24 protein-coding genes and 2 pseudogenes are annotated in these 24,911 nt (G+C 53.5%); 9 read left to right on the forward strand and 17 right to left on the reverse strand.

The window, feature by feature from the left end:
- Window positions 1–391 precede the first annotated feature (391 nt).
- Together AC007G_RS11020 and AC007G_RS11025 are read right to left on the reverse strand one after the other, a co-directional pair.
- On the reverse strand, window positions 392–1,408 hold the full coding sequence (locus AC007G_RS11020) for an alpha/beta hydrolase (protein WP_208324748.1): 1,017 nt from the start codon (window positions 1,406–1,408) through the stop codon (window positions 392–394).
- Window positions 1,409–1,580: 172 nt separating this feature from the next.
- On the reverse strand, window positions 1,581–2,420 hold the full coding sequence (locus AC007G_RS11025) for an SDR family oxidoreductase (protein ID WP_032696187.1): 840 nt from the start codon (window positions 2,418–2,420) through the stop codon (window positions 1,581–1,583).
- Window positions 2,421–2,802: 382 nt separating this feature from the next.
- Between AC007G_RS11025 and AC007G_RS11030 the strand changes: the two genes are divergently transcribed.
- Complete coding sequence (locus AC007G_RS11030) at window positions 2,803–3,156, forward strand: winged helix-turn-helix transcriptional regulator (RefSeq protein ID WP_032696367.1); 354 nt, start codon at window positions 2,803–2,805, stop codon at window positions 3,154–3,156.
- A gap of 237 nt (window positions 3,157–3,393) precedes the next feature.
- Here AC007G_RS11030 and AC007G_RS11035 read toward each other — a convergent pair whose 3' ends face one another.
- From AC007G_RS11035 to AC007G_RS11060, 6 genes are all read right to left on the reverse strand, one after another.
- Window positions 3,394–4,122, reverse strand: a complete 729-nt coding sequence (locus AC007G_RS11035; RefSeq protein WP_047664899.1) for an SDR family NAD(P)-dependent oxidoreductase — start codon at window positions 4,120–4,122, stop codon at window positions 3,394–3,396.
- Window positions 4,123–4,270: 148 nt separating this feature from the next.
- A complete protein-coding gene (locus AC007G_RS11040) occupies window positions 4,271–4,720 on the reverse strand; it encodes a YhbP family protein (protein WP_032699839.1) in 450 nt (149 codons plus the stop codon).
- Between the two features lie 9 nt (window positions 4,721–4,729).
- The gene (gene idi, locus AC007G_RS11045) at window positions 4,730–5,317 is read right to left on the reverse strand and encodes an isopentenyl-diphosphate Delta-isomerase (RefSeq protein ID WP_132467476.1); all 588 of its coding nucleotides are present in this window, start codon (window positions 5,315–5,317) and stop codon (window positions 4,730–4,732) included.
- Between the two features lie 52 nt (window positions 5,318–5,369).
- Complete coding sequence (locus tag AC007G_RS11050) at window positions 5,370–6,086, reverse strand: DUF554 domain-containing protein (RefSeq protein WP_032696191.1); 717 nt, start codon at window positions 6,084–6,086, stop codon at window positions 5,370–5,372.
- A 9-nt stretch (window positions 6,087–6,095) separates the two neighbouring features.
- Window positions 6,096–6,704 carry a UbiX family flavin prenyltransferase gene (locus tag AC007G_RS11055; RefSeq protein ID WP_032687711.1) on the reverse strand — a complete coding sequence of 203 codons (609 nt, stop codon included), beginning with the start codon at window positions 6,702–6,704 and terminating at the stop codon, window positions 6,096–6,098.
- An 11-nt stretch (window positions 6,705–6,715) separates the two neighbouring features.
- The gene (locus tag AC007G_RS11060) at window positions 6,716–8,209 is read right to left on the reverse strand and encodes a UbiD family decarboxylase (RefSeq protein WP_032687712.1); all 1,494 of its coding nucleotides are present in this window, start codon (window positions 8,207–8,209) and stop codon (window positions 6,716–6,718) included.
- Window positions 8,210–8,473: 264 nt separating this feature from the next.
- Between AC007G_RS11060 and AC007G_RS11065 the strand changes: the two genes are divergently transcribed.
- The 3 genes and pseudogenes from AC007G_RS11065 (at window position 8,474) to AC007G_RS11075 (ending at window position 9,716) form a co-directional block, all read left to right on the forward strand.
- The gene (locus AC007G_RS11065; RefSeq protein WP_032687713.1) at window positions 8,474–9,373 is read left to right on the forward strand and encodes a LysR family transcriptional regulator; all 900 of its coding nucleotides are present in this window, start codon (window positions 8,474–8,476) and stop codon (window positions 9,371–9,373) included.
- Between the two features lie 38 nt (window positions 9,374–9,411).
- A pseudogene (locus AC007G_RS11070) lies at window positions 9,412–9,561 on the forward strand (ubiquinol oxidase subunit II); the annotation flags it as partial.
- Between the two features lie 47 nt (window positions 9,562–9,608).
- On the forward strand, window positions 9,609–9,716 hold the full coding sequence (locus tag AC007G_RS11075; RefSeq protein ID WP_376768087.1) for a DUF2474 family protein: 108 nt from the start codon (window positions 9,609–9,611) through the stop codon (window positions 9,714–9,716).
- A gap of 71 nt (window positions 9,717–9,787) precedes the next feature.
- Here the strand turns inward: AC007G_RS11075 and AC007G_RS11080 are convergent, their stop codons facing one another.
- Together AC007G_RS11080 and AC007G_RS11085 are read right to left on the reverse strand one after the other, a co-directional pair.
- Window positions 9,788–10,357, reverse strand: a complete 570-nt coding sequence (locus AC007G_RS11080) for an HdeD family acid-resistance protein (RefSeq protein WP_032687714.1) — start codon at window positions 10,355–10,357, stop codon at window positions 9,788–9,790.
- A 369-nt stretch (window positions 10,358–10,726) separates the two neighbouring features.
- Window positions 10,727–11,872 (reverse strand): mechanosensitive ion channel family protein, encoded by a 1,146-nt coding sequence (locus tag AC007G_RS11085; protein WP_158491140.1) that lies wholly within the window; start codon window positions 11,870–11,872, stop codon window positions 10,727–10,729.
- A 108-nt stretch (window positions 11,873–11,980) separates the two neighbouring features.
- Here AC007G_RS11085 and AC007G_RS11090 point away from each other — a divergent pair.
- A pseudogene (locus tag AC007G_RS11090) lies at window positions 11,981–12,391 on the forward strand (sigma-70 family RNA polymerase sigma factor); the annotation flags it as partial.
- Window positions 12,392–12,507: 116 nt separating this feature from the next.
- Here the strand turns inward: AC007G_RS11090 and ivy are convergent.
- Window positions 12,508–12,954: an Ivy family C-type lysozyme inhibitor gene (gene ivy / locus AC007G_RS11095; protein ID WP_131055467.1), complete on the reverse strand. Its 447-nt coding sequence runs from the start codon at window positions 12,952–12,954 to the stop codon at window positions 12,508–12,510.
- 440 nt (window positions 12,955–13,394) lie between these two features.
- On the opposite strand from ivy, the gene AC007G_RS11100 reads away from it, so the two are divergent.
- The gene (locus AC007G_RS11100; protein WP_142630648.1) at window positions 13,395–15,830 is read left to right on the forward strand and encodes a glucose/quinate/shikimate family membrane-bound PQQ-dependent dehydrogenase; all 2,436 of its coding nucleotides are present in this window, start codon (window positions 13,395–13,397) and stop codon (window positions 15,828–15,830) included.
- 261 nt (window positions 15,831–16,091) lie between these two features.
- Here AC007G_RS11100 and AC007G_RS11105 read toward each other — a convergent pair whose 3' ends face one another.
- The 5 genes from AC007G_RS11105 to AC007G_RS11125 all read right to left on the reverse strand — a co-directional run bounded on the left by AC007G_RS11105 (window position 16,092) and on the right by AC007G_RS11125 (window position 20,418).
- Complete coding sequence (locus tag AC007G_RS11105; RefSeq protein WP_032687717.1) at window positions 16,092–16,481, reverse strand: VOC family protein; 390 nt, start codon at window positions 16,479–16,481, stop codon at window positions 16,092–16,094.
- 1 nt (window position 16,482) lies between these two features.
- Window positions 16,483–17,817 (reverse strand): L-fucose:H+ symporter permease, encoded by a 1,335-nt coding sequence (gene fucP, locus AC007G_RS11110; RefSeq protein ID WP_142630647.1) that lies wholly within the window; start codon window positions 17,815–17,817, stop codon window positions 16,483–16,485.
- Window positions 17,818–17,853: 36 nt separating this feature from the next.
- Window positions 17,854–18,795, reverse strand: coding sequence for a ribokinase (locus tag AC007G_RS11115; RefSeq protein WP_047664895.1), 942 nt, complete (start codon window positions 18,793–18,795; stop codon window positions 17,854–17,856).
- 11 nt (window positions 18,796–18,806) lie between these two features.
- Window positions 18,807–19,496: a D-allulose 6-phosphate 3-epimerase gene (alsE, locus tag AC007G_RS11120; protein WP_142630646.1), complete on the reverse strand. Its 690-nt coding sequence runs from the start codon at window positions 19,494–19,496 to the stop codon at window positions 18,807–18,809.
- A 121-nt stretch (window positions 19,497–19,617) separates the two neighbouring features.
- Entirely contained in the window at window positions 19,618–20,418 is an 801-nt protein-coding gene (locus tag AC007G_RS11125) for a DeoR/GlpR family DNA-binding transcription regulator (protein WP_142630645.1), read from the reverse strand.
- Window positions 20,419–20,819: 401 nt separating this feature from the next.
- Here AC007G_RS11125 and deoC point away from each other — a divergent pair, with 401 nt between their 5' ends.
- The 3 genes from deoC to AC007G_RS11140 all read left to right on the forward strand — a co-directional run bounded on the left by deoC (window position 20,820) and on the right by AC007G_RS11140 (window position 23,934).
- On the forward strand, window positions 20,820–21,533 hold the full coding sequence (gene deoC / locus AC007G_RS11130) for a deoxyribose-phosphate aldolase (RefSeq protein WP_046852505.1): 714 nt from the start codon (window positions 20,820–20,822) through the stop codon (window positions 21,531–21,533).
- Window positions 21,534–21,587: 54 nt separating this feature from the next.
- Window positions 21,588–23,093 (forward strand): xylulokinase, encoded by a 1,506-nt coding sequence (locus AC007G_RS11135; RefSeq protein WP_447823149.1) that lies wholly within the window; start codon window positions 21,588–21,590, stop codon window positions 23,091–23,093.
- 67 nt (window positions 23,094–23,160) lie between these two features.
- Window positions 23,161–23,934, forward strand: a complete 774-nt coding sequence (locus AC007G_RS11140) for a DeoR/GlpR family DNA-binding transcription regulator (RefSeq protein ID WP_032687725.1) — start codon at window positions 23,161–23,163, stop codon at window positions 23,932–23,934.
- Between the two features lie 75 nt (window positions 23,935–24,009).
- Here the strand turns inward: AC007G_RS11140 and AC007G_RS11145 are convergent, their stop codons facing one another.
- Window positions 24,010–24,888, reverse strand: coding sequence for an NAD(P)-dependent oxidoreductase (locus AC007G_RS11145; protein WP_032696201.1), 879 nt, complete (start codon window positions 24,886–24,888; stop codon window positions 24,010–24,012).
- Window positions 24,889–24,911: the final 23 nt, after the last annotated feature.

Genomic DNA, 24,911 nt, shown 5'->3' on the forward strand with positions numbered 1-24,911 from the left:
AATCGTTTCATTTGAATCAGTTCCTGAAGCGAACATTCAGAACACTCAACAAGCCCAGTGGAGGCCGCAAGACATTTCAACCGTTAGGCGAACCAACCAGACTCAGCACATCCAGATTCTGCGAGAACAAGGATGCCCACAAATCACTGGATTCTGCCTTAATCCATGTTGGTGCGCATAATGTATATTATGTTAAATGGTATCTGGAGGACACTGAGTGCATCACCACACGTAGACCTGCCTCGGTCATATACATCCCCTTCCTTCAATTAGTTATCACAGGTTTCCATTATCTTCAGGAGCTCAGGCGCCAGCATGCTTTGCTGCCGGGCACCTGAAACGAAATCTTTGCCGCGGTGTTCACGTACCTGGCTTAAAACCGTTAAGAGAGTTAACGCTTCAGATGTTTCTCGAGAAACTGGAAAACTTGATCCAAATTCTCTTTCGCCTCAAATTCGGCTGTACCGTGTCCTGCTCCCTGGAGCTGAACGTAGGTAACTTTATCTTCACCAATCACGGCTTGTAACGCTTTCGCAAAATTTTCGCTTTGTTGGGTTGGCACGATTGGATCTTCCGAACCGTTCATCAGGAAAAATGGCACGCTATCCTTTGAAATATAGCTTTGTGGATTAGCAAATCTAACTAAATGAGGAATTTTACTGATTTGCATCCCCATATATTGTGACTCGCCCGAATCCGCAGCATTGTGAATTTGCAACGACTTTTTACCACTTTCCTTGAATTGGGCGTCCATAGCACTAAAGTCGGTCGGGCCAAAGAAACTGACTACGGCATTCACGCGGCTGCTTTGCTTTGCATTGCCCAGGCTTAAATCTTCCAGCACAGGGATGCCTGCCGTTGTACCAAGCATTGAGGCTAAATTGGCCCCTGCAGAATCGCCCCACGCCACCACCCGATGAGGATCTAAGCCATATTTTTCCGCATTCGCTTTTATAAAACGCACCGCGGCCTTAACATCGTATACTGCCGCAGGGAAAGTCGCCTCGCCAGCCAGGCGATAGTTGATTGACACGACGGCGTAGCCGCGTTTTAGCCCTGTCATCGGAGCATCTACTTCGCTAGTGCCTTTATCGCCGAAAATGAAACCACCGCCGTGAATGGCGATGATAACCGGATATGGCGCCTTGCCTTCACTGGGTAAGTAAATATCTAACTTTTGTGCGTTTGACTGAGTCGCATAAGGTATATCAAGCCATTTATAAGTAACCCCCTGCGTGTTCACCCGAGGCATTTTGCTCATCATTTCACGCAATGAATCCATATTGGCAGACTGTTCTCTTGCCATAACATTCATACTCCCAAACGCTAATATCCCAACGGTAAACAAGGTCGCTAACTTTTTCATTGCATTGTTTCTCAATTTTACCACCTGTAATCGTTGTTCCATGTTGCCTCCTTTTTTATATTTGGAGCTGGTCATCAGGATAATCAGCTGTTGGCAACCGGTAATTTTTTTGGAAAAGTCAGAGGGAGGCGCCCAAATACGGACTTCGAGTCGTGTATTACCAGTGACATTCAAACAATAAAAAAAGGCGTGCAGAACACGCCTGAAAATAAAATTAAAGCGCTGCTTTTACCGCTACGGCTAAATCTTGTGTTGGGCGACCGAGCAAACGAGAAAGTGTTTTGTCGGTTGAGAATAAGGCCCCTTTTGAGGCATCAACATCCGCCTGAGCAAGTAAGTGTGCCAGTCCTTCTGGCAAACCTGCATTTAACAACGCGCTTTCGTAATCTGCAGCGGGAATATCCACGTAAGGGATCTCTTTACCCGCTTGTTTGCTGATTTCTGCTGCTAATTCTGTAAGGGTGTAAGCGTTGTCACCTGCCAGTTCGTAAGTTTGGTTATCGTGCCCTTCGCCGAATGCCACATTTGCTGCGGCTTCCGCATAATCAGCACGCAATGCTGAAGCAATTTTTCCATCTTTTGCCGAACCGTAAAATGCATTTAATGCTAATGCCGCTGGCACAGAAGCGGTATAGTTTTCGGTGTACCAGCCGTTACGTAAAATAGTATAGGTTAACCCTGATGCTTTTAAGGCCTGCTCGGTAGCAATGTGTTCATCTGCTAATAAGCCAACGGTATTTCCACTGGTTGCACCGAGCAAACTGGTGTAGATAATATGCCTTACACCCGCTTTTTTCGCCGATTCGATCACGTTTTTATGTTGTACTTCACGCTGGCCTACCTCGCTACTTGAGACTAAAAGTAGTGTGTCCACACCCTGCAGGGCCTCTACTTGACCTTCAACTTTTGAATAATCAAATGCCCGCGCTTCCGCCCCTGAAATTTTTGCCGGGTTACGTACCAGGGCGATCGCATTTGCCCCTTTTTCTTGCAGTTTTGCCAGAGCGATTGCGCCGAATTGACCTGTTGCACCTGTTACTGCGATAGTTTTCATTATGTATTCCTTTGAAAAGTATGTTGAATTTCGACCATGGTTGCCGAATCGTTCGGCCTTGATGTGATTCATTATAGGTTAAAACTTACTTTTAGGAAGTACGTACAAAAATGTAAGTATGTGATTAAGTTATCATTATTTTTTAACTTATTGATTTTTAAATAAAATAAAAGTGAGTTTGTTTTATATGAAGCGGAGAAATAGCATCATCAACAGCCCGATCTGGCAATTTTTTTGCATTTTTGGTTGTAGGAGAGACTTAAATTCACTAAACTTACTTTTAGTAAGTGTTTATGTTAAATAGGTTCTATAAATGCACGATCGGCTGGATCAAACTGCGTTGCGCGAGAAAATTCCTGAAGAATTTTTTGTAGAAGACAGAATGCTGGGCAATGTGTTGCTTTCACAATGTCCTTCCCGTGAAATTTTGCACCAAATAACGGGCAAATGGGGATTGCTTGTAATGTTAGTGCTGAAAAATGGCACGAAACGCTTTGGCGAACTTCGCCGGGAGGTGCAAGGCGTGAGCGAACGAATGTTGACCCAAACGCTACAACAGCTTGAAGAAAATAAAATGTTGCTGCGAAAATCGTTCAACACCGTCCCGCCCCACGTTGAATATACCCTCACGCCACTTGGCGAAGAGGCTGCGGGTAAAATTAAAGAACTCGTGGATTGGCTACAATTTAATATTGGAGATATTCTGGTTAATAAAATGACATTAGAGAAGCAGTAAGATCTGCAATGCTTCCCGGCGAGGCCTTGATTTGGCGTCATTCTGTTAAGGCCCCCTCACCGCTATTTTTTCACGGCGGCTTCAAATTATTCGGCAAAGATTAATCCTTGAGTAACGCGTCGGCCGTCGCTGGAAAGAACCGCTTCCGGCAGCGTCACACCGCCGGACTTGAACGCGATATGCGCTGATATTGCTCAGGGAACGCCAGGGCTCCCGTTCTAACACTAGCCAGAAAAATTAACCGAGCATGATCCCGCCATCCACCGCTAGCTGCTGTCCGGTCACAAAATCATTTTTCATCAGGAACAAATAGGCAGACGCCAGCTCGTCAATTTCAGCCGTACGCCCCAGTGGAATAACGCTGGCGAAATGCTGGCGGGTATTATCCACTTGCTCTCTGGACTGTTCTCGCCAGAAAGGGGTAACGGTCCAGGTGGGCGCGACCGCATTAACCCTCCCCTCAGGCGCCATTTCCGCTGCCAGCCCCTGCACCAGTGCCTGGATACCGAGATTACCAACATAGCTCGCACAGGCATGCTGCGCCCGGCCACCGGTACCGGATGTAAAGATCAGCGAACCACCGGAACGGAGCTTCTTGGCAGCCAGCTTCCCGATCACTACGTTGGTAAGAAATTTAGAGTGAATGACATGCTCGATAGTCTCCATGCTTGCTGCCAGAAAACCGCCGCCCATGGCGTCTCCAACCATCGAAACCAGATGATCAAATGGCGCAAGCTTAGCGAAGCAGGCTTGCAATGCATCATGATCGTGGGCATCGCAAGCTAGCGTTTCACACACCTTTATATTCTGCGCTTTCAGCATAGCGCGCGCCTCATCCAGCCGTTGTTGGCTACGCCCCATCAGAGTCAGTCTGGCTCCTTCCAGGCCAGCGCGCTGTGCTATCGCAAAGCCGATACCAGAACTTCCGCCAACGATCAGCAAATGTTTATTCTGCAATTCCGCCATGTTTATTCCTTTTCATTCGTTAATGCTTCGACAGCAGCCTGCTGCTATCAGCGTATCATTCGCGCCATGAGCGCCGTTGACGCCCACCGCCCCAATCACTTCATGACCAGACCCTTTCGTGCGTACAGGTTGTCATCCGCTCTCCTCTCTAATTTGCTGATGAAGAGGGATCGCCGTCGCGTCGCCAGGACAGTTTTTTGCCGAAGCCAAGCCTATTATCAGTGAATTTCATCTCATCAATGTCGATGGCCCACACCGGGGCGGACATGACGCGTGCTGCCGGAAAGCGTTGGTAATAGCGTTTACGGGCGTCCTCGCCCTCCTGACTTTGCAACAGGCGAAGTTCGCCACGAAATTGCAGGCCGCGAATGTGGATAACCGTCTGCGACTGGTCGCTGACGGTACCCGCGACCAGAGTCCGTTTACCCGCCATCCGACCATGTCGTGACGCGGGACTGGTTAAAAGGTAAAAAGCGACTGCGCCGGGGTCAAAGACATAGAAAGCGTTGGCGCACCACAGCGATACGCCGTCGCTAACGCAGTACGCCACGACATGCTGAACCTTCAGCCACTCGCTGATGCGAGAGAATATCTCCATGGCTTTTCCTTATGCCGTTAGCACCGGCGAGTAAGCGGACAGCTGCGAAGCATATTGCCTGAACCGGTCAATATTCCCAGGCGCACACAGTTGCATCACCAGCCATGGACTAAACAGTTCAGGGAGGCTGTCCACGGCCGCGCTAAGTGCCGCAAGCGGCACCCAACGAGCATCCATAACTTCGCTCTGACGAAGCGTAAGCGATGTGGTGACCCGGGCGGCATAGACCGGACAATATTCATTTTCAACAATGCCTGACGGATCGGTCGCACAGTAACCGAAGGTCTCGTCAACGAGCGTAATCCCCTCCACCTCTACCCCAACTTCATAGCGGCAGCGTCGGCGAATTGCGCTCTCGAATGACTCCTGCCACTGCGGGTGGCCGCAGACTGAGTTGGTCCATACGCCAGGCCAGGCTTTCTTATCAAGCGAACGTCGCGTCAGCAGGCAGTCGCCGTCGGAGTTGAATAGCCATGTTGAGAACGCGAGATGCCGCGGGGTGTGCTCATGATGAGCGACCCGTTTCTGTAACGTGCCGACAGGGTTCTGTTCCTCGTCCAGCAATACAACATGTTCATAAGCAGAGCGTAATGTCATTGTTTCACCTCAAGCAGCACAATGCCCGGCATACGCCGGGCAACGGCAGGCGCTAACCAATGAGATGGGCCCATAGCCAGGAGAATGGCATCACCAACACCAGCGCGGGTAGCATGTTGGCGACCGGGAACATCTTGATATTGCAGATACGTAAACCGGTCGCAACCATTAACAGGCCGCCGGCACAGGAGAAATCCGCCATCATATCCGCCGAGAGCAGCGGCAGGATCATCGTGGCCAGCATCGCGAGCGCCACCTGGATAACTATCAGCGGTAAACCGATAGTCATCACCGCAAACCCCAGCATGGTGGCGAAAATCCCGGCGGTGAAGAGATCGAGGACCGTCTTGATATAGAGAATCGACGGGTCGCCGGTCATGCCTTCATGCATAGCGCCGAAAATACCCGTACCGCTGGCGCAAAACAGTACAAGGATCGCCACAAACTTCTCGGTGAACGCCTCCTGGGTTAATCCCTTCACCGGCGGTAAAAAAGCGTTGATAACTGAACGGGTGGAACCGGCCACCTTGCCGATGCCTCTTTCGACATAAAGGATTTCACCAATAGCGGTGCCGATGATCATCGCCAGTACGACGGCAGGCATAAACGTCACTTTAATGACCAGATTGATCCCAAGGCCAACCGAACATAGCCCAAAAATAAGCGGTAGCGAGGTTTTTACCCTCTCCGAAATAGCACTGCTGGCAAGGGCGCCGAGCAGGCCGCCCACGATGACAGCGCCACCGTTAACATAGGGTCCAATTAACATATTATTTCCTCAGAGCGTGACAGGAACGACGCTCTCCGGCTGTGCGGGTAGCCCCTCTTCCCCCCAACGAGGAATGGCGCGGACATCCAGGCCGAACAGATCCAGCGCGCGCGCCACGCTATGAGTGATAATCTCATCCGGGGTCTGCGGGCGTTGATAGAGCGCGGGCACCGGTGGAAAGATGATCCCTCCCATCTCCGTCACCAGCTGCATATTACGTATGTGGCTCAGGTTGAGCGGCGTCTCACGCGCCATCAGCACCAGTCGGCGGCGCTCCTTGAGGACCACATCTGCCGCGCGCGTAAGCAGATTGTCCGTCATACTGTGGGCAATACAGCCAAGCGAGCGCATGGAACAAGGAGCTACGAGCATGCCAAGCGTCTTAAACGAGCCGCTGGAGATCGCGGCGCCCAGATTACCAGGAGAATGGACCACATCCGCCATCGCCGTGACATCCGCAAGCCGATAGTCCGTTTCCAGTTCGCAGGTTTTTTCCGCGCCTTTCGACATGACAAGATGCACTTCAAGCCCGCGGCCCTGAAGTAACTCCAGCGCCCTGACGCCATACTGAAAACCCGACGCGCCGCTGATGCCGACGATAATGCGTTGTGTGGCCATGCTTTACTCCTTTATTCGAAATCCGGCAGAAAACGTTTCACGTCCACTTCTTTAAAATGAGAACGTTCAAAATGCGCTTTCAGATGGAACGGCACGGTACAGTCGAAAATCGTTTTGCATGACATACCGTCCTGGGTAATTGACGGGCTGTAACCTGCCGCCTGGGACGGGTCGAGCGGATGACAACGTACGCCAGGAATAAAGAGAGTATCCACATCCCCCTGATACCGGGTCTGCATTGCCCACATCACGTCATCGCTGTCAAAAATGTCCACATCCTCGTCGACCAGAATCACATGCTTGAGCTCCGGGAAAGCGGAGAAAGCAAGTAGCGCAGCCTGGCGCTGGCGCCCTTCGTCAGTAGGCGCTGATTTTTTAAACTGCATGATCGCCAGCAGCTTACCGCCGCCTGCCGAGTGGGCGAAAACGTTCAGCAGTTTGCCCGGCATTGCGCGCTCAACCATTTCCAGAATGCTCGCTTCGGTCGGGATACCGGCCATGTTGACGTGCTCTTCGCCGGGACCCACTGTCGTCCGCCAGATTGGATTGCGGCGATGAGTGACGGCTTTGACCTTGATAACAGGCAGCGCCGCTTTGGCTTCGCCGGTATAGCCCGGGAATTCCGGCATGGCTTTACCGGTGTTGGTATTCTGATCTTCACGTACCCGAACATGGGGCAATAGTTCACCTTCAATAACAATTTCCGCATGGGCGATAGCGCGTTCATTGATGGTTTTACACTTCACCATTTCCACCGCATGACCGCGCAGGGAGCCTGCGATACTCAGTTCATCAAAACCCAGCGGCGTGGTAGGCGGTTCAAAACAGGCGGCTACTTCAATTGCCGGGTCAACGCCGATGCTGATAGAGATCGGCAATGGCTTGCCTGCGGCTTCCGCTTTCATGCGGAACGCGTCTATATGGCGTCCCGGCGTCAGCCACATGGATAGCTCATCCCGGCTCTGAATACACAGGCGGTGAATGGTAATATCCGACTCACCGGTTTGTGGATCGGAGGCGTAACATAACCCCATGGTAATATACGGGCCGGCATCCTCTTCGGTATTGGTCGGCGCGGGAAGCAGCGTACGAAGGTCAAAGTCAGGTTGGTCAGCATAGTGCACCACTTCCTGACAGATGGCGTTCCCCTCGACCAGAATCGGATCGATTGGCGTCTGTACCGAGTTTTTCAGCAGCTGGCCCAGTTTTTCCGGCGCGCAGTTCAGAAATTGGCCGACGCGTTTACGTGAGCCGTTGATACCGATAGCCACCCGGGTCTGTGGAAAACCTTTAATGGTATTGAACATCATCACCGGGCCGTTTTTACGCGTCGGACGCTCGCAGGTGCCGCCCGCGCCCACATAGCGATAAACCCCGGACAACTCCGCCTGCGGATCGACTTCGACGCTGGTTTCGACATATTCACCTGGCGTACGCTGCAGCAGTTCCAGCGCGGAGCGCAAATCATGGATGGTGTTTTCTTTTTCTGGAGGGATATTTTCCATCAGTAAAACCTCTTATGCATAATAAATGTTGCGGTGCAAAAAATATAAAACATTAATAATATGATGGACAAATACCATTTATGTCATAACGGCCACACTAAAATGGTATGCATTATTTTAATTAACATTAAATGGATATTTGTTTAACAAAAAAGACAATGGCATACGCTCTGTAATTATATCCCTGTGCGACTTAAGTTTATTGACATCCCGCCCTAACCCTCCTATAACTCGCAAAGCAGTGACTATCAAGGTAAGTATCAGATGGACTTAAAACGCATAAAGTATTTCTGCAAAGTCATCGAGCACGGCTCGATCAGCGAGGCTGCGCGCCAGTTGAATATGGCCCAGCCGCCGCTCAGTAAGCGCATTCAGGAGCTGGAGGACGAGCTTGGCGCGCAGCTGCTGGTCCGCAGCAGAAACGGCGTGGAAATAACCACTGCCGGTAATTACTTTTATCACCGCGCATGCCAGATCCTCAATCAGCTTGAAGATACCGTTCGGGAGACGGTAAAAATAGCCCAGCGGGAAAATGCTTTTATCCGTATAGGACTGACTCATTTATTTCAATCTTATTTCCAGCCGCTTATTCTGGAGTTATATCGCCGCAATCCAGATATTGAATTACGTATTACCGTTTCGGACTCCAGTAATTTAGAATCTTTTCTTCATGATGGTCTCATTGATATCGCTTTTATGCAGCGGCCGCACCCGGATGACGCTTTTCAGTGCCATGAATTTCCTCCGGTAGCAACGGTGGCGGTGATTAATAAAAAAATATTACCGGTTGCGCCGCACGAACCGCTGGCGATATCGCAGCTGGCGTCAATGCCGCTGGTTCTGCTAAGGCGCTACGAGGGGACAGGAATATACGAGAAATTTGTCGACCTGTTTTCGGAAAACGGGAAATATCCTAACATTATCATGCATATCACCCAGCCTAAAGCGATCATTGATTGTCTGGAATCGGGTCTGGAAGCGGTCTCGCTGTTACCCGCTTCCGAGGTGGATGCCCGACGTCTGGAAAAGTGTTTCGTCATTCCACTGGCCCCTTCCCCTGATATTTTCTTTCCGGCAATGGTCAAAATGTCGGCAATGTCAGAGATTAGCGAGATAACGGATATCCTGCGTGACGGCCTGATCATGGGTCAGCCCACCGCCTAAGCCGTTTTGCGGAAAAATATTCTTCACCCGTCCGCAGCGCCTATAACCGCCGGGCAAGCGATGGTCCCTTTATGCTGACCCTCGGGTTGATTTTCCCTGGTTTTACCGACCTCGGGATTAGCATCTGGCCAAATATGACTCCGCCGTCGATCTCTGTCTGGCTGGCCGCCTCTCCGCGGCAAAATCAAACCTGATGAGGCTACCATTGAGGCATACATTAACGGAGAACACGGCTATGAACAGCAAAAACGAGACGCCTCGTCTGTTCTGGAAAAAGCGGATGTGGATGGTCATTATCAGGGCGGCCAGCGTGCTGGCGCCAGGAGTAGTGGCGATGCTGTAAGCTGCTGATGGCCGCCGCCGGTAAGAACAGACCGGGCTACCCAGCTGGCCCGGTCTTTTTACCCGCCGCGCTTAACCGCGTTTAAACAGGCGGGCGGCCTGGAACAAGCCGAAAGAACTCACCAGCATCTCAATCCCCACAATTGCGGTAACCAGCGTCACCGAAGCTTCCGGCCCTGAACCGATCAGCGTCCAGGCGATGACCAGATCGAGAATACCGATGACAAACTGCAGCCAGTTTCCCGGTAGCCCGCGATGTACATACCCCGCGACCAGGCGCGCGATACCGCCAAAAGCAAACAGCACCGCCAGATAAACGGCCAGCGCCAGAATCCCCGCCAGCGGGCTGGTGATAAAAACATAGCCAAAGAGTAGATAGGCGATACCGAGCAGAATACCGCCGATCGTGGGCCAGGTGTTTTGCGCACGGTTGGCAAACATACCAACAACTAATCCCGCGCCGCTCAGCATTAGCAGGACGCCGACGAAAATGCTCAGTACGGTCCCGGTGGCAAATGGATTGATCAGGCACATCAGTCCGCCAACCAGTAACAGGAAGGCAACGACCAGCAAAACCCCGCGCTGTTTTTTGAGGATCTCTTCACTCAGAAGTTGAGGAGTACGACGGTCAAAATTTAGCATAATGTATCTCCATGATTGGCTCTCCCTATCCGCTGGCCGCCTCGGAATGAGGGGCCGAAGAGCGTGGTTATGTCAGATTAAAATAACGATCGGGTTGATATGTATCGGTGGTAAAGGTTTCTGTCGGGTCATATGCAAAAAATTACGTTCGATGGCGTTGCTGATAACGTTGAGCGGCAGGTCGTTAGGATCGATGCCAAAATTTTTTAACGTCCTTAAACAAGACTTCTTTTTATATTACTGACCCGATGACCGGTGCGCCGGGCCTGTTTTGCGCCCCCGGCAAGCGGGCATTTCACCCTCCTGACTTGCCGCAGGTGAAATCAGCTTTAAGCGTAGCAGAAGGAGTAATAACGGGATGCTATGCGCTCATGAAAGCTGATGGATCTTCAGATCAAACAACGAGATGATGCCCATCAGGTGAGAAAAGATCTCACTCTGTAGTTGCTCATAGGCGACCCACTCGGTTTGGCTGGCAAAGGCATAGAACTCGACCGGCAAACCGTAGGTGGTGGACGGTAGCTGTCTGACCATCAGCGTCATGTCCGTTCTGATAGCTGGATGCTGCGCCAGCCAGGCTTTAGCGTATTCCTGAAACAATTCGATATTGGTTTTCGCCGCTGAGTCAGCGGCCATCAGCGACGCTAATGCGTCATGATTAACGATTGCCTGTTTCCCCTCAGGGGTCAGGATGCGTACCGTGGCGATATCGACATTAATCGTACGCTGGATGCGCCTGGCGCCATGCTCCACCATATAGCGCCAGTTTTTAAACGAGCCGGAAACCAGGGTATAGGTCGGAATAGTGGTGATGGTATTGTCAAAATTAAGCACCTTGACCGTCGTCAGCCCGATATCCTGGACGGAGCCATTGGCGCCGAGGGAATCCAGTTCAATCCAGTCCCCCGGCTGCAGCATATCATTCGCGGCAAGCTGTATCCCGGCGACCAGCCCCAGGAGCGGGTCTTTAAAGACCAATAACAGCACTGCCGCAATGGCGCTTAAGCCACTGAACAGAATGAGCGGTGATTTATCAACCAGCAACGAAATAAGTAAAATACTATAAATCACCGCCCCCGCCAGCTTGAGGCTTTGCTGAAGGCCGTGATAAGGCAAGCCCTTAAACTGAAGGTTTGTTTTGAGTAAATCGCAGATAACATCAATAAAGGCATAAAATGCGAGCAGCGCAAATGTCAGGGTCCAGATCCGCGCGCCGGTCAGGATCCACGCCAGTATTTCATGGTGTGGGTTGGCAATGAATGACAGCTGGGCGGCCAGCACTGCCCCTTGCAGGGTTAATACCATACGATGAAAGAAGTGATGATGGGTAACGATCGTCAGTTTTGATGTTTTTTTCTTCGCGACTTTGCGATCGAGATATGGCAAAACCAGGTAGTGGGCCACGCAGTGTAAAAGAATAAAGATGGCAATTACCCGCAGCACCGGTATATCGCTATTCAATACCATGTCGTGCAAATGCTGGTATAAATCATTATCCCTAAAATAGTACATCATAATTTTCTGCTTATTTCCGACTATATATTTTGCTAGTGGCGTGATTTTAGCGCAAGGCCCCGCCCGGCGAAACCGGCCCGTCTCCGCGACCATCGCAGATGGCAAACGGAAGGCAACATCGGGCTGATGAAAGCCGTACGCCGCTTCGACCCGGACGTCGGGGTCAGGCTGGTGTCGTTCGCCGTACACGGGATCAAGGCCGAGATCCACGAGTACATGCTGCGTAACTGGCGCATCGTCAAAGTGGCGACGACTAAAGCCCAGCGCAAACTTTTCTTTAATCTGAGAAAAGCCAGGCAGCGCCCTGGCAGGTTCAATCATGATGAAATAGAGATGGTCGCCCGAGAGCTGGGTGTCTCAGCGAAAGATGTCCAGGAGATTATCCGCGCGCGCTGGCTGGATGAGGACAATAAAGCCACGCTGCACGAACTGGCGGAACGCTACGGGATATCGGCGGAACGGGTGCGTCCGCTGGAGCAAAATGCGATGAAAAAGTTACGCATCGCCGTTGAAGCATGACGAGGCGACCTTGCCTGTCGCTGAGGCACCGGCCGCCCGCGAAAAACCGGTGGCAGGCGCCTGCTCAGCCAGCGACGACAACAGCCCCGTCGCAGATTGCCCTTTAAGCCAGCGGATTATTTAAAGTGAAAACTTTCCGGATGGTTATCCAGACTGCCGCTCAGCGCGGCAAACAGCACCGTTTTACCGTCTATCGATAGCTCATCGGGAACATTCAGCCAGCTGAGTTTCTGCTCGGCGCCGTCCTCAGCGCTCACGGAAAAGACGCCGGTCATTTTTTTTGCCTCCTGAGAATAGAGCACCGCAATACTTTGTGACGCACAGTCATGCGGTTTGCAGGACTGGAGAACGACATAGCGGACGCCGCCAATGGTCACGTTCTGCGCCTGCGATGAGGTTCCCCCCTGGGTAACCCACTCTGGTAGCGAGTGGTGTTGCGTCATCTGCGCAAACAGGGCCTGAGTCTGCGTATTTTTCGCCAGATCGCTGACCGTTAATTCACTCCCGGCGCAGGCGGAAAAAGCCATGACGGACAGTAACGAGATAATCAGATTGTTCTTCATTCAATGAACTCCATTTCTGTTCAATACGATGCGATTACCGCAACCACGGTAATTAAAGCATATCCCGCGCCGGGGACAAGTCCGCTTAACTTTTGTATAAACACCGGCGCAAACGAACAGGCGTCATCTCCCCTCTCAACCGTTGTATCTTCTGGCCTCTGAGATCCCGCCGACATCATATGTGGACCATTCGGTTAACTGAAGCTGGTTTCAGGTTTTTTCCCAGCGATCCGATGGTTTGAAAAAAGCTTTTTAACGACGATTGTACAAATTTGTTAAAAAAATGGTTTAAAAAGCATGAGTAGTTAACATTGATCTGAACCAGGTGGTACAATTGCCTGCTGAATGATTATGCTGAGGTCGTTGTACTTCTTTCTACAGAAGAGATCTGCCCGCATGACCCTGTAACAACTATCACGCTTTTTTCGGAGAGTTCCTGCATGTCTGAATTACACGACCGGCCGAGCCCTGTGCTCAGGATATGGTGCTGTATATTAGGGGTGGCGCTAAGTCTTAGCGGCCTGTTCTTTGCCATTGAAGGGGGAAAACTGATTTCTCTCGGCGGTAGCTGGTATTTTCTTATTGCCGGCATAGTGATGCTCTTCTCTGCCGTCCAGTATTTCCGCAGTAAATCCTCTGCTGTGGTGTGGTTCATTCTGGTTTTTCTGGGGACGCTGATTTGGGCGTTGTTTGATGCCGGCTGGGATTTCTGGCCGCTGGTCTCCCGTCTGATGGTCCCCACCGGCTTTATGCTGTTTGGCTTTGCCACCTGGCCCGCGCTGCGTCAGTGCGAAGGCAAGAGCAGCTTCAGCAAACCGTCTTATGCCCTCGCGGTCGTATTAGCCGCCGGCATGCTGGGCGCCTTCGTACAAATGTTCCAGCCGCACCCGACCGTCGCCTTCAAAGGGGAAGAGCTGCCGCTGATCCCGGTTGAGCCAAATAAAGCGCAAAAAAACTGGGAAAACTACGGTAATACCCCCGGCGGTGACCGCTTCGTCGCACTCGATCAGATTAACCGTAACAACGTCAAAGACCTGAAGGTCGCCTGGACTTTCCATACCGGCGATATTCCGATCAGCCCTGGCGGGAACGGCGCGGAAGATCAGCAAACGCCGCTGCAGGTGGGTGATAAAGTTTTCCTTTGTACTCCGCATAACAACGTGATTGCCGTTGATGCAAACAGCGGTAAGCAGATCTGGAAACGTGAAATCAACGCCCAATCTCAGGTATGGAACCGCTGCCGCGGTCTGGCTTATTTCGATGCCACCAAACCTATCGTTCAGCCTGACGTGCCGGGTTCCACCCCGGTACCCCTGCCGACTTTGGCCGCCGGTGACACCTGTCAGCGTCGTATCCTGATGAACACCATCGATGCCCGCCTGGTCGCTATTAACGCGGATAACGGTGAGTTTTGCTCCGCCTTTGGTAATAACGGCATCGTTGACCTGAAAGCCGGTCTGGGTGACGCCAGCGATCCGAAATATCAGCTGACCTCTGCCCCGACCCTCGCCGGAACCACCGTTGTGGTGGGCGGCCGTGTCGCCGATAACGTGCAAACCGATATGCCTGGCGGCGTTATTCGTGGCTTCGACGTCATCACCGGTCAGATGCGTTGGGCTTTCGACCCGGGCAACCAGGATCCTACGGCCAAACTGCAGGAAGGCCAGACCTACGTCCGCAGTACGCCTAACTCATGGGCCCCGATGTCTTACGATCCGGCGATGAATACCGTGTTCATGCCGATGGGTAGCTCATCCGTTGACCTGTGGGGGGCCAACCGTACTGCGCTCAACCACAAATACGGCGCGTCCGTGCTGGCCGTCGATGCGACTACCGGTAAAGAGAAGTGGGTTTACCAGACGGTTCATAACGACCTGTGGGACTTCGACCTGCCGATGCAGCCCAGCCTGATCGACTTCCCGATGAAGGATGGCACCACCAAACCGGCGGTGGTAATTGGCGCGAAAACCGGACAGATCTTTGTGCTCGACCGTCTGACCGGTAAGCCGCTGACCGAAGTCAAAGAACTGCCGGTCAAAACCCGCACGATTCCGAACGAACAGTATTCTAAAACGCAGCCGTTCTCCGTCGGCATGCCATCGATTGGCAATGAAAAGCTGAGCGAATCGGATATGTGGGGCGCAACGCCGTTCGACCAGCTGATGTGCCGTATCAGCTTTAAATCGATGCGTTATGATGGTCTGTTCACCGCGCCGGATACCGATAAGTCCCTGAGCTTCCCGGGTTCATTGGGTGGCATGAACTGGGGCAGTATGTCTATTGACCCCAATAATCAGTACCTGTTCGTCAACGACATGCGTCTTGGCCTGTGGGTGCAGATGATCAAGCAGGACAACAACCGGGCGGCAGCCAGTAACGGCGGCGAGTCGGTCAACACCGGGATGGGTGCCGTACCGCTGAAAGGCACGCCATATGGCGTAAATAAAGACCGCTTCATGTCTCCGCTGGGGATCCCATGCCAGAAACCGCCTTTCGGTACGCTGTCGGCTATCGATCTGAAGACCCAGAAAATCGTCTGGCAGGTTCCGGCCGGTACGGTACAGGATACCGGACCGTTTGGTATCAAAATGCGTGTTCAGATGCCGGTTGGCATGCCTACGCTGGGCGGTACGCTGGCGACTCAGGGCGGACTGGTGTTTATTGCCGGGACTCAGGACTATTACCTGCGCGCCTTCGATACCTCGAGCGGCAAAGAAGTGTGGAAAGCCCGTCTGCCGGTAGGCAGCGGCGGTACGCCGATGAGCTATGTCTCACCGACAACCGGTAAACAGTACATTCTGATCTCGGCAGGCGGCGCCCGCCAGTCTCCGGATCGTGGGGATTACGTGATTGCCTACGCGCTGGACAATAAATAAGTCTCAGTCTGGCGTAAATGAATACCTGCTCCGGCGCTATCCGCCGGAGCTTTTTTTTACCCGTCTCACCGGATGCGTCCCGTAGGTTGTGACATTTCGGCGGGTGGAAAATAAATCAGGCAGGTTATTTAACCTGCCTGAATGCTTTGCTAAGGCGCCAGCAGACTGACTTGCCGACCCAGGTCATCGGTGCGCCCTGCCCACCAACCGGTAGACGGCCCTTTAACCCTATTGTTATCAAAGGCGTGCGCGAAGTGAGTATTACGCCAGAGACTGGTCAAACTCGAGACGTTCGCCATCCGGGCCACGAATCAGCAGGAACCGGACCTTCTCTTCCTCGACCGGCCCTTCATCCAGCGGATAACCTAACGTCGTGAGCATCGTCATGACCGCAGCAAGATCGCTGACTTCCAGCGCGATATGGTCTATCCCGCAGCGAGCGCGATCGAAGGCGAGGCCATTGGGTAGCTGGTACAGCTCCAGTACCACCCCACCCATTTCGATAAACGCGACTTCAATATTCCCGCTCGCCGAGGGTTTGCTAAAACGGCGCTGCAGCACAAAGCCGAGGGACTGATAAAAGGCCAACGAGCGCACGATATCCTGCACCTGGTAGCCGATATGAGCTAAATTACGTATCAGGTCACGCATTTTATACTCCTTTACGCACGCACCAAAAGCCATAGAAAGCGACATACACAAAGCATAACAACGGCACCATAAAGGCGATTTGCATATTGCCGCCGTTGAGATCGGAGATAATTCCCATCGCTAACGGAATCACCGCCCCGCCGATGATCGACATCACCACAATGGAACCGGCGGTTTGCGTATCTTTGCCCATCCCTTTAATCACCAGACCAAAGTTGGTTGGCCAGCACGGAGCCATGCAGAAGCTCACCAGTATCAGCGCATAGACCGCTAACATCGAGTGGCTGAAGACCGCAACCAGCAGCAGCACCGTCGCCACTGATGCAAACGCTCCCAGCAGCGCCGCGGGATTCAGACGATTCATCAGCCAGGTGGCGATACCTTTACCGATGGCATAGATAACCAGTGAGGCCAGCAGCCAGTAGGTGGCGGAGTGCTCGCTGGTCCCATGCTGAACAAGCTGTACGAAACGAATAGTGAAACTCCAGACGCCAACCTGCGCCCCGACGTAGAGAAACTGCGACAGGACACCCAGCCGAAAACGCGGCAGCGCAAAGAGACGTTTCAGCGTCGGCCCCATACTCTCGCCTGGCGTCTGCTGCTGCTGAGATTGTTCCCCCTTGCAGGACGGGAACTTAATAAAGACAAAAACCAGCGCCAGCACAACCAGCACCGAACCAATAATCAGATAAGGTCCGACGACCTGACTCACCATCTGATGCCGCGCCGCTTCTGCCATCTCAGCGGGCATGGCCAGCAGTTGTTCGTGACTCGGATCGTGTTCGCCGAAGACCATCATCTGACCGATAAGGACGCCGGAAATTACCCCCAGAGAGTTAAAAATCTGCGAGAAGTTAATGCGCTGCGTTGAAGACTGTATCGGTCCCAGCAGACTGGAATAGGTATTGGCGGATGTTTCAAGAAAAGAGAGGCCGCAGGCAATCACACCCAGGCAGGCAAGGAAAGCGCCATACGTCATAATTTGAGCCGCGGGCACAAACAGAAAGCAGCCCAGCGCGTACAGGCATAAGCCAATCACGATCGCCACTTTATAGGAGTAGCGTTTGATCAGCGCGGCGGCGGGCAGCGCCACAAAGAAGTAGCCAAGGAAAAAAATCGACTGTACCAATGCCGTTTGGGTATCGGTCAGATCGAAGCCCTTTTTAAACTGGGCAATCAGAATGTCATTCAGGTTACCTGCCATACCCCAGAGGGCAAACAGGCAGCATACCAGTAAAAACTGTAGCCAGGGGGTATGCGCCAGATAGGCGCTGGTATCCAGCTTTTCGTGGTGAACCGCATCTTTCTCCACTTTGTCAGTAATCAGCGTACTCATGGTCTATCCTCGTTATCGTTTTTTTACAGTAGGGTTTCAGGCCACTTCAACATCAGAAGTGGCATGGACAAGACGTTCCAGAGCTTCTTCATAATCGGGCAAAGATGAGGCGCCGCGCCTTTCGACGCTGACCGCGGCATAGGCCGCCGCAAACCGGGTGGCCTCATGGAGCGCATCGCCGCAGGCAAGGCGGGCAGCAAGTGCCCCATTGAAGGCATCGCCTGCTCCTGTGGTATCACAGGGCTGAGAGGGGAAACACGGGATATGGGTTTTCACGCCCTGTTCACTCAGTAAAGCGCCGTTCGCCCCGAGGGTGATGATGACGTTTTTCGCTCCGCGCGAGTGCAACACCTCGGCCGCCTGTTCGGCGCCAGGCAGATCGTCTACCCGACATCCGGTCATCAGCCAGGCTTCCGTGGCATTGGGGGTCAGTAAATCCACGTTGCTGAGAAAGACATCGTCGACCGGTTGCCAGGGGGCGGGATTGAGTACCACGAAGGCGCCGGAGGCCCTGCCTGCGGCAACCACCTGTTCAATAGCAGAGAGATTATTCTCCAGCTGAACCAGCACCACATCGGCGCAGCCGATCGCCGGAATGCAACCGGCAATTTCATCATCGGTCACCGTCATGTTGGCGCCAGGATCGACGGCAATCATGTTTTCAGCATCATCGCCTGCGACATAGATAAGCGCGTTACCGGTGGGGACCTCATCGGTCACCAGTAAGGTGACGGCATTAAATCCCACGGTCTTGAGATGCCGGCGCGCGAAGTGGCCAAAAGTATCTTCACCAATCTTGCCGATATAGTGGACATTGGCACCGGCCTTCAGCGCCGCCGTCGCCTGATTTGCGCCTTTGCCACCGGCGCTGGTCATACTCCCGGAAGCGACCAGGGATTCGCCAGGAACCGGAAAGCGTTCAACCCGGGCAACCATATCGCAGTTAAATGAACCAAATACACAGACTTTGCCTGACATTGCTCTCTCCTTTATGCGTGGGCCGGGGAATGACTCGCCTCGTCAAGATCCTGGATCAGCGTGTCCCAGGCCTGAGCAAGTGATACATCCGGGCGGAATAAACCGCTGCTTCCCAAAATCAGCACCTGGGCGCCTGCCTCAAGCAATTTCCGGTAGGTCTGGCGGTTACATGAGCCATCAACCTCGATAAGAAAGCTGAGTCCACGCTGTTGCTTGAGCTGCTGAAGCCGGGCGATTTTTTCGACCATTTCAGGAATAAAAGGCTGACCGGCATAGCCGGGATCCACGGTCATGATGGTGACTTTATCGAGCAGGTGTAGGTAGTGGCTGAGCGTTTCCAGCGGCGTGGCGGGATTCAGCACCATACCGACCTGTTTGCCGGCCTGGCGTACGGTATTGATCACGCGGAAGGCTTCACGACTGATGGTTTCAGGGTGAACGGAAATGGCGTCCGCTCCGGCGTCCAACAAGGCCGGGATAAACGCCATCGGCTCTTCGACCATCAGATGAACATCGACAGGTAAAGTGGTCCAGGGGCGAATTTGTGCCACGAAGCTGGTTGAGAGCGCCAGGTTTTTGACATAGTGGCCATCCATCACATCAACATGCAATCTGTCCGCTTTGCTGTTCAAAAAGTTCAGCTGGTCGCTCAGCTGCATCATGTCCATACACATGAGTGAGGGGGAAATGTAATAACGCATAATGCCTCTCTGTTTCGGTATTAATTCCGGTCATTCGCTGATTTCAGGCAAAGTCTGGCCCCACCGCACGGTGCGGTGTGTCGACAATGCATAGATTCACCGTCACGACGTGACGGTACACTCAGGCAATTTGTGTGCTGACGTTATGCCAGGTCATCTCTTTTTCGAGCAGCGGATCATCAAATGCTTCGGTTATCAAGCAATCCAGTTCTCCCAGACCGCCGATCCTTGCCACCCCCAGCCGTCCCAGCTTGCTGCTGTCGATCAGCGCCACGACCCGACGGGCTGCCATCATCATTTGCTTTACCTGGGCGGCATGAGCGTCCGTTCCGGCATACAGACCGCTGTCGCGCTCCAGCCCCTGACACGAGAAGAAAAACGTATCGATGGCATATTCGCGCAGCATGCGTCCCGTCATTTCGCCGAAGAAAGCCTCCTCGGTCGGTGAAAAATCACCGCCTAGACCAATCAGGTGTAAGGAGCGACGGCTCATCAGCGCCTGCAGAATAGCGACAGACGGCGTGATAACCGTTAACGCCATCTCGGGTATCTGGCGTGCCATAAACCAGCTGGTACTGCTGCTGTCCAGGAGAATGGTGTCCCCAGGCTGTAGCAGCTGCAGCGCTTTGCGGCCAAGACGCATTTTGGCTTCGCTATGCCGCAATGTACGTTGCTGAAAGCTCCCTTGCCCATCCTGGATCGGTAGACCAGACGGGAGCCCCCTGGGAGTGGGCGGTGGGTTTTCGACCAACAGCGCCCCGCCGTGACTGCGGTTTAAAATACCTTTTCGCTCCAGTTCACTGAGATCCCGACGTACCGTTTCACGAGAAACCCGGGTTGCTTGCGCAATCTCATCGACCCGCATGACACCATGTTGGCCTAACAACTCGACAATTAAGCGATGACGTTCCAGCGGTAACATAACTCTCTCTCCTGCAGTGCCTGATAAGATTACCTTGCCCGTCGATGGGGTGCTGCGACCGTGAAAACGTCCAGCAAAGATGGCGGTGCCCTCGTCACTTCATGTGATGAAAATCACATTTCTCCCCCTTCCAGCGACGTTTTTTCCCTCTTTTGACCGCCATCCGGTCACAAACAAAAGCAAACAAAAACCCATCCCCCTTTGCTTTTGTGCCCGTTTATGACCGTTTGTGACTGTGTGATCATCGTGTCTTCCTGTACCGCCCTGTTAATTAAAAGCAAATGAAAATAAAAAAATGCTTATTTGATCACATTATTTTCATTTAATGCGTTTTCTAATGTAAAAACGTGAGTATAAATCGTTAAATGAAAACAACTGAAAACAGATAACAGGATCAGACTATGAATGAGACCACTCGCCGTTTTGCCCGCTTAATTGACCTCAGCGCCGTCCAGGCGACCAGTACGGAAGCAGATATTCGTGCCTGTGCGGAACTGGCTACCCGCTACAACATCATTTCGGTGCATGTGCTGCCCTGCTGGACACGCTTTCTCAGTACGTTACTGCCGCAACAGGGACGGGGCGATATCATGATTGGCGGCCCGGTTGGCTTCCCTGGCGGTGGCCACACAACCGATATTAAGGTCCAGGAAGTCCGCCAGCTTATTGCTGACGGTGCCCGGGAAGTGGATATGGTGGTGAATATCGGCAAAGTATTGTCCGGGGATTATGACTATGTGCGCCAGGATTTGCGGCGGGTTGTTGAAGCCGCGGCGCCGGTACCGGCAAAAGTGATCCTCGAAACCCACTATCTCAATGAGGAACAGATCTGTCGGGTTTGCGATATTGCCGTTGAGGTGGGGATGAAGTGGGTGAAAACGTCCACCGGCTGGGCCCCTACCGGTGCGACCCCGGAAAAGGTCAGCATCATCGCCGGACAGCTGAAAGGTTGCATCGACATCAAAGGCGCGGGGGGAATTCGCGATCTGGATACCGTGCGCGAGCTCTACCGGCTTGGCGTCCGCCGCTTCGGTATGAGTCTGGGGGCGGTGACCACCGTGCTGGCCCAACTGGAACAAAATCCGGACCTCTTCCCTGAACTGAACGCCTGTTAAAACCTGCGCCTGCGGGCCCTGAGGGCCCGCCTTATGATGTCACCGGAGTCAGTGATGAAAAATAAAATATTAACCATTGATGTCGGCACCGGGAGTACCCGCGCCGCCATCCTGAGGGCCGATGGTTCTCTCGTGGGGTTTGCGCAGCGGGAATATGAGCAAACGACCCCTCGTGCAGGCTGGTCGGAACAGGCACCTTCTTTGTGGTGGCAATCTGTCTGCGACTGTATCCGCGAAGTTCTGTATCGTTTCCCCGATGTCCGCTCGCAGATCGCCGCGATAGGCGCCTGCGGACAAATGCATGGCACCGTACTGCTGGATAGCGCGGGTCAACTCGTCGAAGACAAAGCGCTGTTGTGGAATGACAAACGGAGCCAGCCGCAGGTCGACGCTTTTATTGTTCGCGAAGATGCGGAACGTTGGCTGCGCCATCTGAATAATCCCCCGGCAGCCGCCTGGCCTGCCTTTAAGCTGGCGTGGTGGCGGGAACATTATCCTCAGAGCGCGGCTCGCATCGCGAAGATATTAATGCCGAAGGATTTCATTAACTTCATGCTGACCGGCGCCATCGCCACCGATTACAGCGAGGCTTCCTGCTACTTTCTGATGGACAGCGAAAGCCGCAGCTGGTCGCCACAGGCGCTGGAATTGTTTGGCCTGAGACGGGAGCAGTTACCGGATCTGAAACTGTCCAGCGAGGTGATCGGCGAGGTTACCCGTGAGGCTTCGACGCTGACCGGCCTGCCCGCAGGGATCCCGGTGGTCGCCGGGACGTCAGATATGGCGGCCACCCTGCTGGGTTCCGGCGTATATCAGCCAGGAACGGCATCCGATTCTACGGGAACCTCCACGCTGATCACGGTGGTATCGCCGCAACCGTTGTTGCATTCACGAGTCAATAACCTGCATCTGGCAAACCAGGTCTGGGGCGGGTTTACCCTCCTCGATGCCGGCGGCGATGCGGTACGCTGGGCGCGCCAGGCTCTGGCAGAAAACCACATTACACACCCGGAACTGCTGCAGCTGGCGGCCGAAGTCCCCGCCGGTGCGGAAGGATTATTGTTTTTGCCCTACTTAACCGGTGAACGCATGGCGGATCACACCAATTCGCGCGCGCAGTTCTTCGGCCTGCAGCGTAAGCATGGCCGCGGACATTTATTGCGGGCGGTTCTGGAAGGGGTCGCGTTCGCTTCGGCGCGTAATCTTCGCCAGTTACGCCAGTGCGGGCAGCATCCCGAGCAGATGATCGCCTCAGGGGGTGGCGCACGCAGTCGGCTGTGGCTGGAAATCAAAGCGGCTGCGTACAATCTTCCCATTATATCGACGCGCAATCCGGAGAATGGCGTCACCGGATGCGCTATTATTGCCGGCGTTGGCATCGGGATGTATGCGGATTTTGCCGATGGCGTTCGGCATACGGTGCAGTTCGACGAACCGGTGATGCCTGACCGGCGTCTGCAGGAATATTATCAGTCCTGTAGCGAACTTTTTGATACGCTTTACCAACAATCCGCGCCATTATACGATCGCCTGGATGCGTTAAGTCGCGGGCCAACCTGAAGGTGAGCCTTGCGGCCGCGGCCGGAATTTTCTCGCTGAAGGTGACATCGTCCGTAAGAGAGGCACAATGTTTGCAGAAGAACGACAGGAAAAGTTACTCAGTATTCTCCGGGAAAAACGCAAGGTTGCGGTTTCCGAGATGTGTGAAGTGTTCAATGTGTCTGGCGCAACCATTCGTGCCGATCTCCGTCAGTTGGAAGAGGCCGGGATGCTGACCCGCACCCACGGCGGCGCCGTGCTGCGCACCCGGGCCAGTTTTGAGCAAGCCTCCGATATGCGGGAAGTCGTCAATCTGACCGCGAAAGAGCGTATTGGCCAACGCGCCGCGGCGCTGGTAGAAGATGGCGATATCATCGTGCTGGATACCGGCACCACCACGCTGCATATCGCCCGTCATATCCGCGATCGGCAGAATGTCACCGTGGTGACGAATGATTATCAGATTGCCCGTGAACTGGAGGCCAGCCCCACTATTCAGATCATCCTGCTGGGGGGGATCGTCAAAAAAGGCTACCACTGCGTGGTGTCCATCAACGGACGTTCTATTCTCGATACGCTTAATGTGGATAAGGCCTTTATGGGGGCCAACTCGCTCTCCGTCAAGCACGGCGCCTGTGTGGCCGATATTATGCTGGCGGAAACGAAACGCGGCATGGTGGAACATGCCAGTCAGGTGATTGTGGTGTGTGACTCCAGCAAGCTCAATAATACCTCGCTGGCGCAGTTCGCCCCGGCGGAACGTATCGATACTCTGGTAATTGACCGTCTCCCTGACGATGCGCAAGCGTATCAGACCGCCGGGATCCAGATTATTACACTGGATGAAGATGCCCTTCCCTGAACATCCCTCCACTGGGCCTACGTTAAGAGCGCGGCAGTATCACGCCACCTTCACATCGACCTCTGCACTTCGCGCTTAGTACCCGCTTGTCGGCTGTCCCGCCAGCCAGGCATACACCGATGCCAGGTCACGATCGGCATACCCCTCATCGGCGGCTTCATCCCAGCAGTCGGCGATAGTGGCCAGGATCGGCAACGGCGTATCTTCCGCCGCGTCGAGCGCCAGCCGGGCATCTTTCAGCGCATGGCTGAGCTGCATCTGCGGAGTAAAATCATTCGCCGCGATCATCTCCAGCTTGGCTTTCACATAAGGTGCCGCCAGCGGGCCACCGTCAAGCGCGCCCCAGAATGCTTCTGGAGTAAAACCTAATTTCGCCGCCAGTAACGTACTTTCTGCCACCCCTTCCATCATGGTGATCAGCCAGGCGTTCAGTACCAGCTTCATTTTCTGACTGTTGCCGGCGTCGCCAAACCATTGTGTGCCGCGCGCAATCGCGGCAAAGACGCTCTCGGCCTTCACGCCTCGCTGACGATCCCCGCTGGCAAGCACCAGAATTTGCGCATTCTCCGCCGGTTTTTTGGTTCCCGACACCGGCGCATCAAGGTAGACCATCGATGGGCGAAGCGATGCCAGCAGGTCAACGGCCTCCCGTGTTTCTTCGACGCCAATCGTCCCCATCTGGCAAAAAACGGCGTCTGGCTGGCAAACCGGAGCCATTTCGCGGATCGCATTCCGGGTTGCTTCACCATCGGTCAGTACCGACAGAATCACCTCCGCCGACGCCGCGGCCTGTTGAGGGGTCGCGTGACGGATTAATCCGCTGGCTATCAAATCCTCACCCCGCTCAGGGGTACGGTTCCAGCCGTGAACGGTGAAGCCTTTTTTTAACAGATTGCTGGCAAAAGCATGCCCCATAGCACCGAGCCCAATAACGGCAACAACCGGTAAGTTCATTCCATTTCTCCCGCGTTAATTTC

Source organism: Klebsiella sp. CSG-1 (assembly GCF_056521145.1).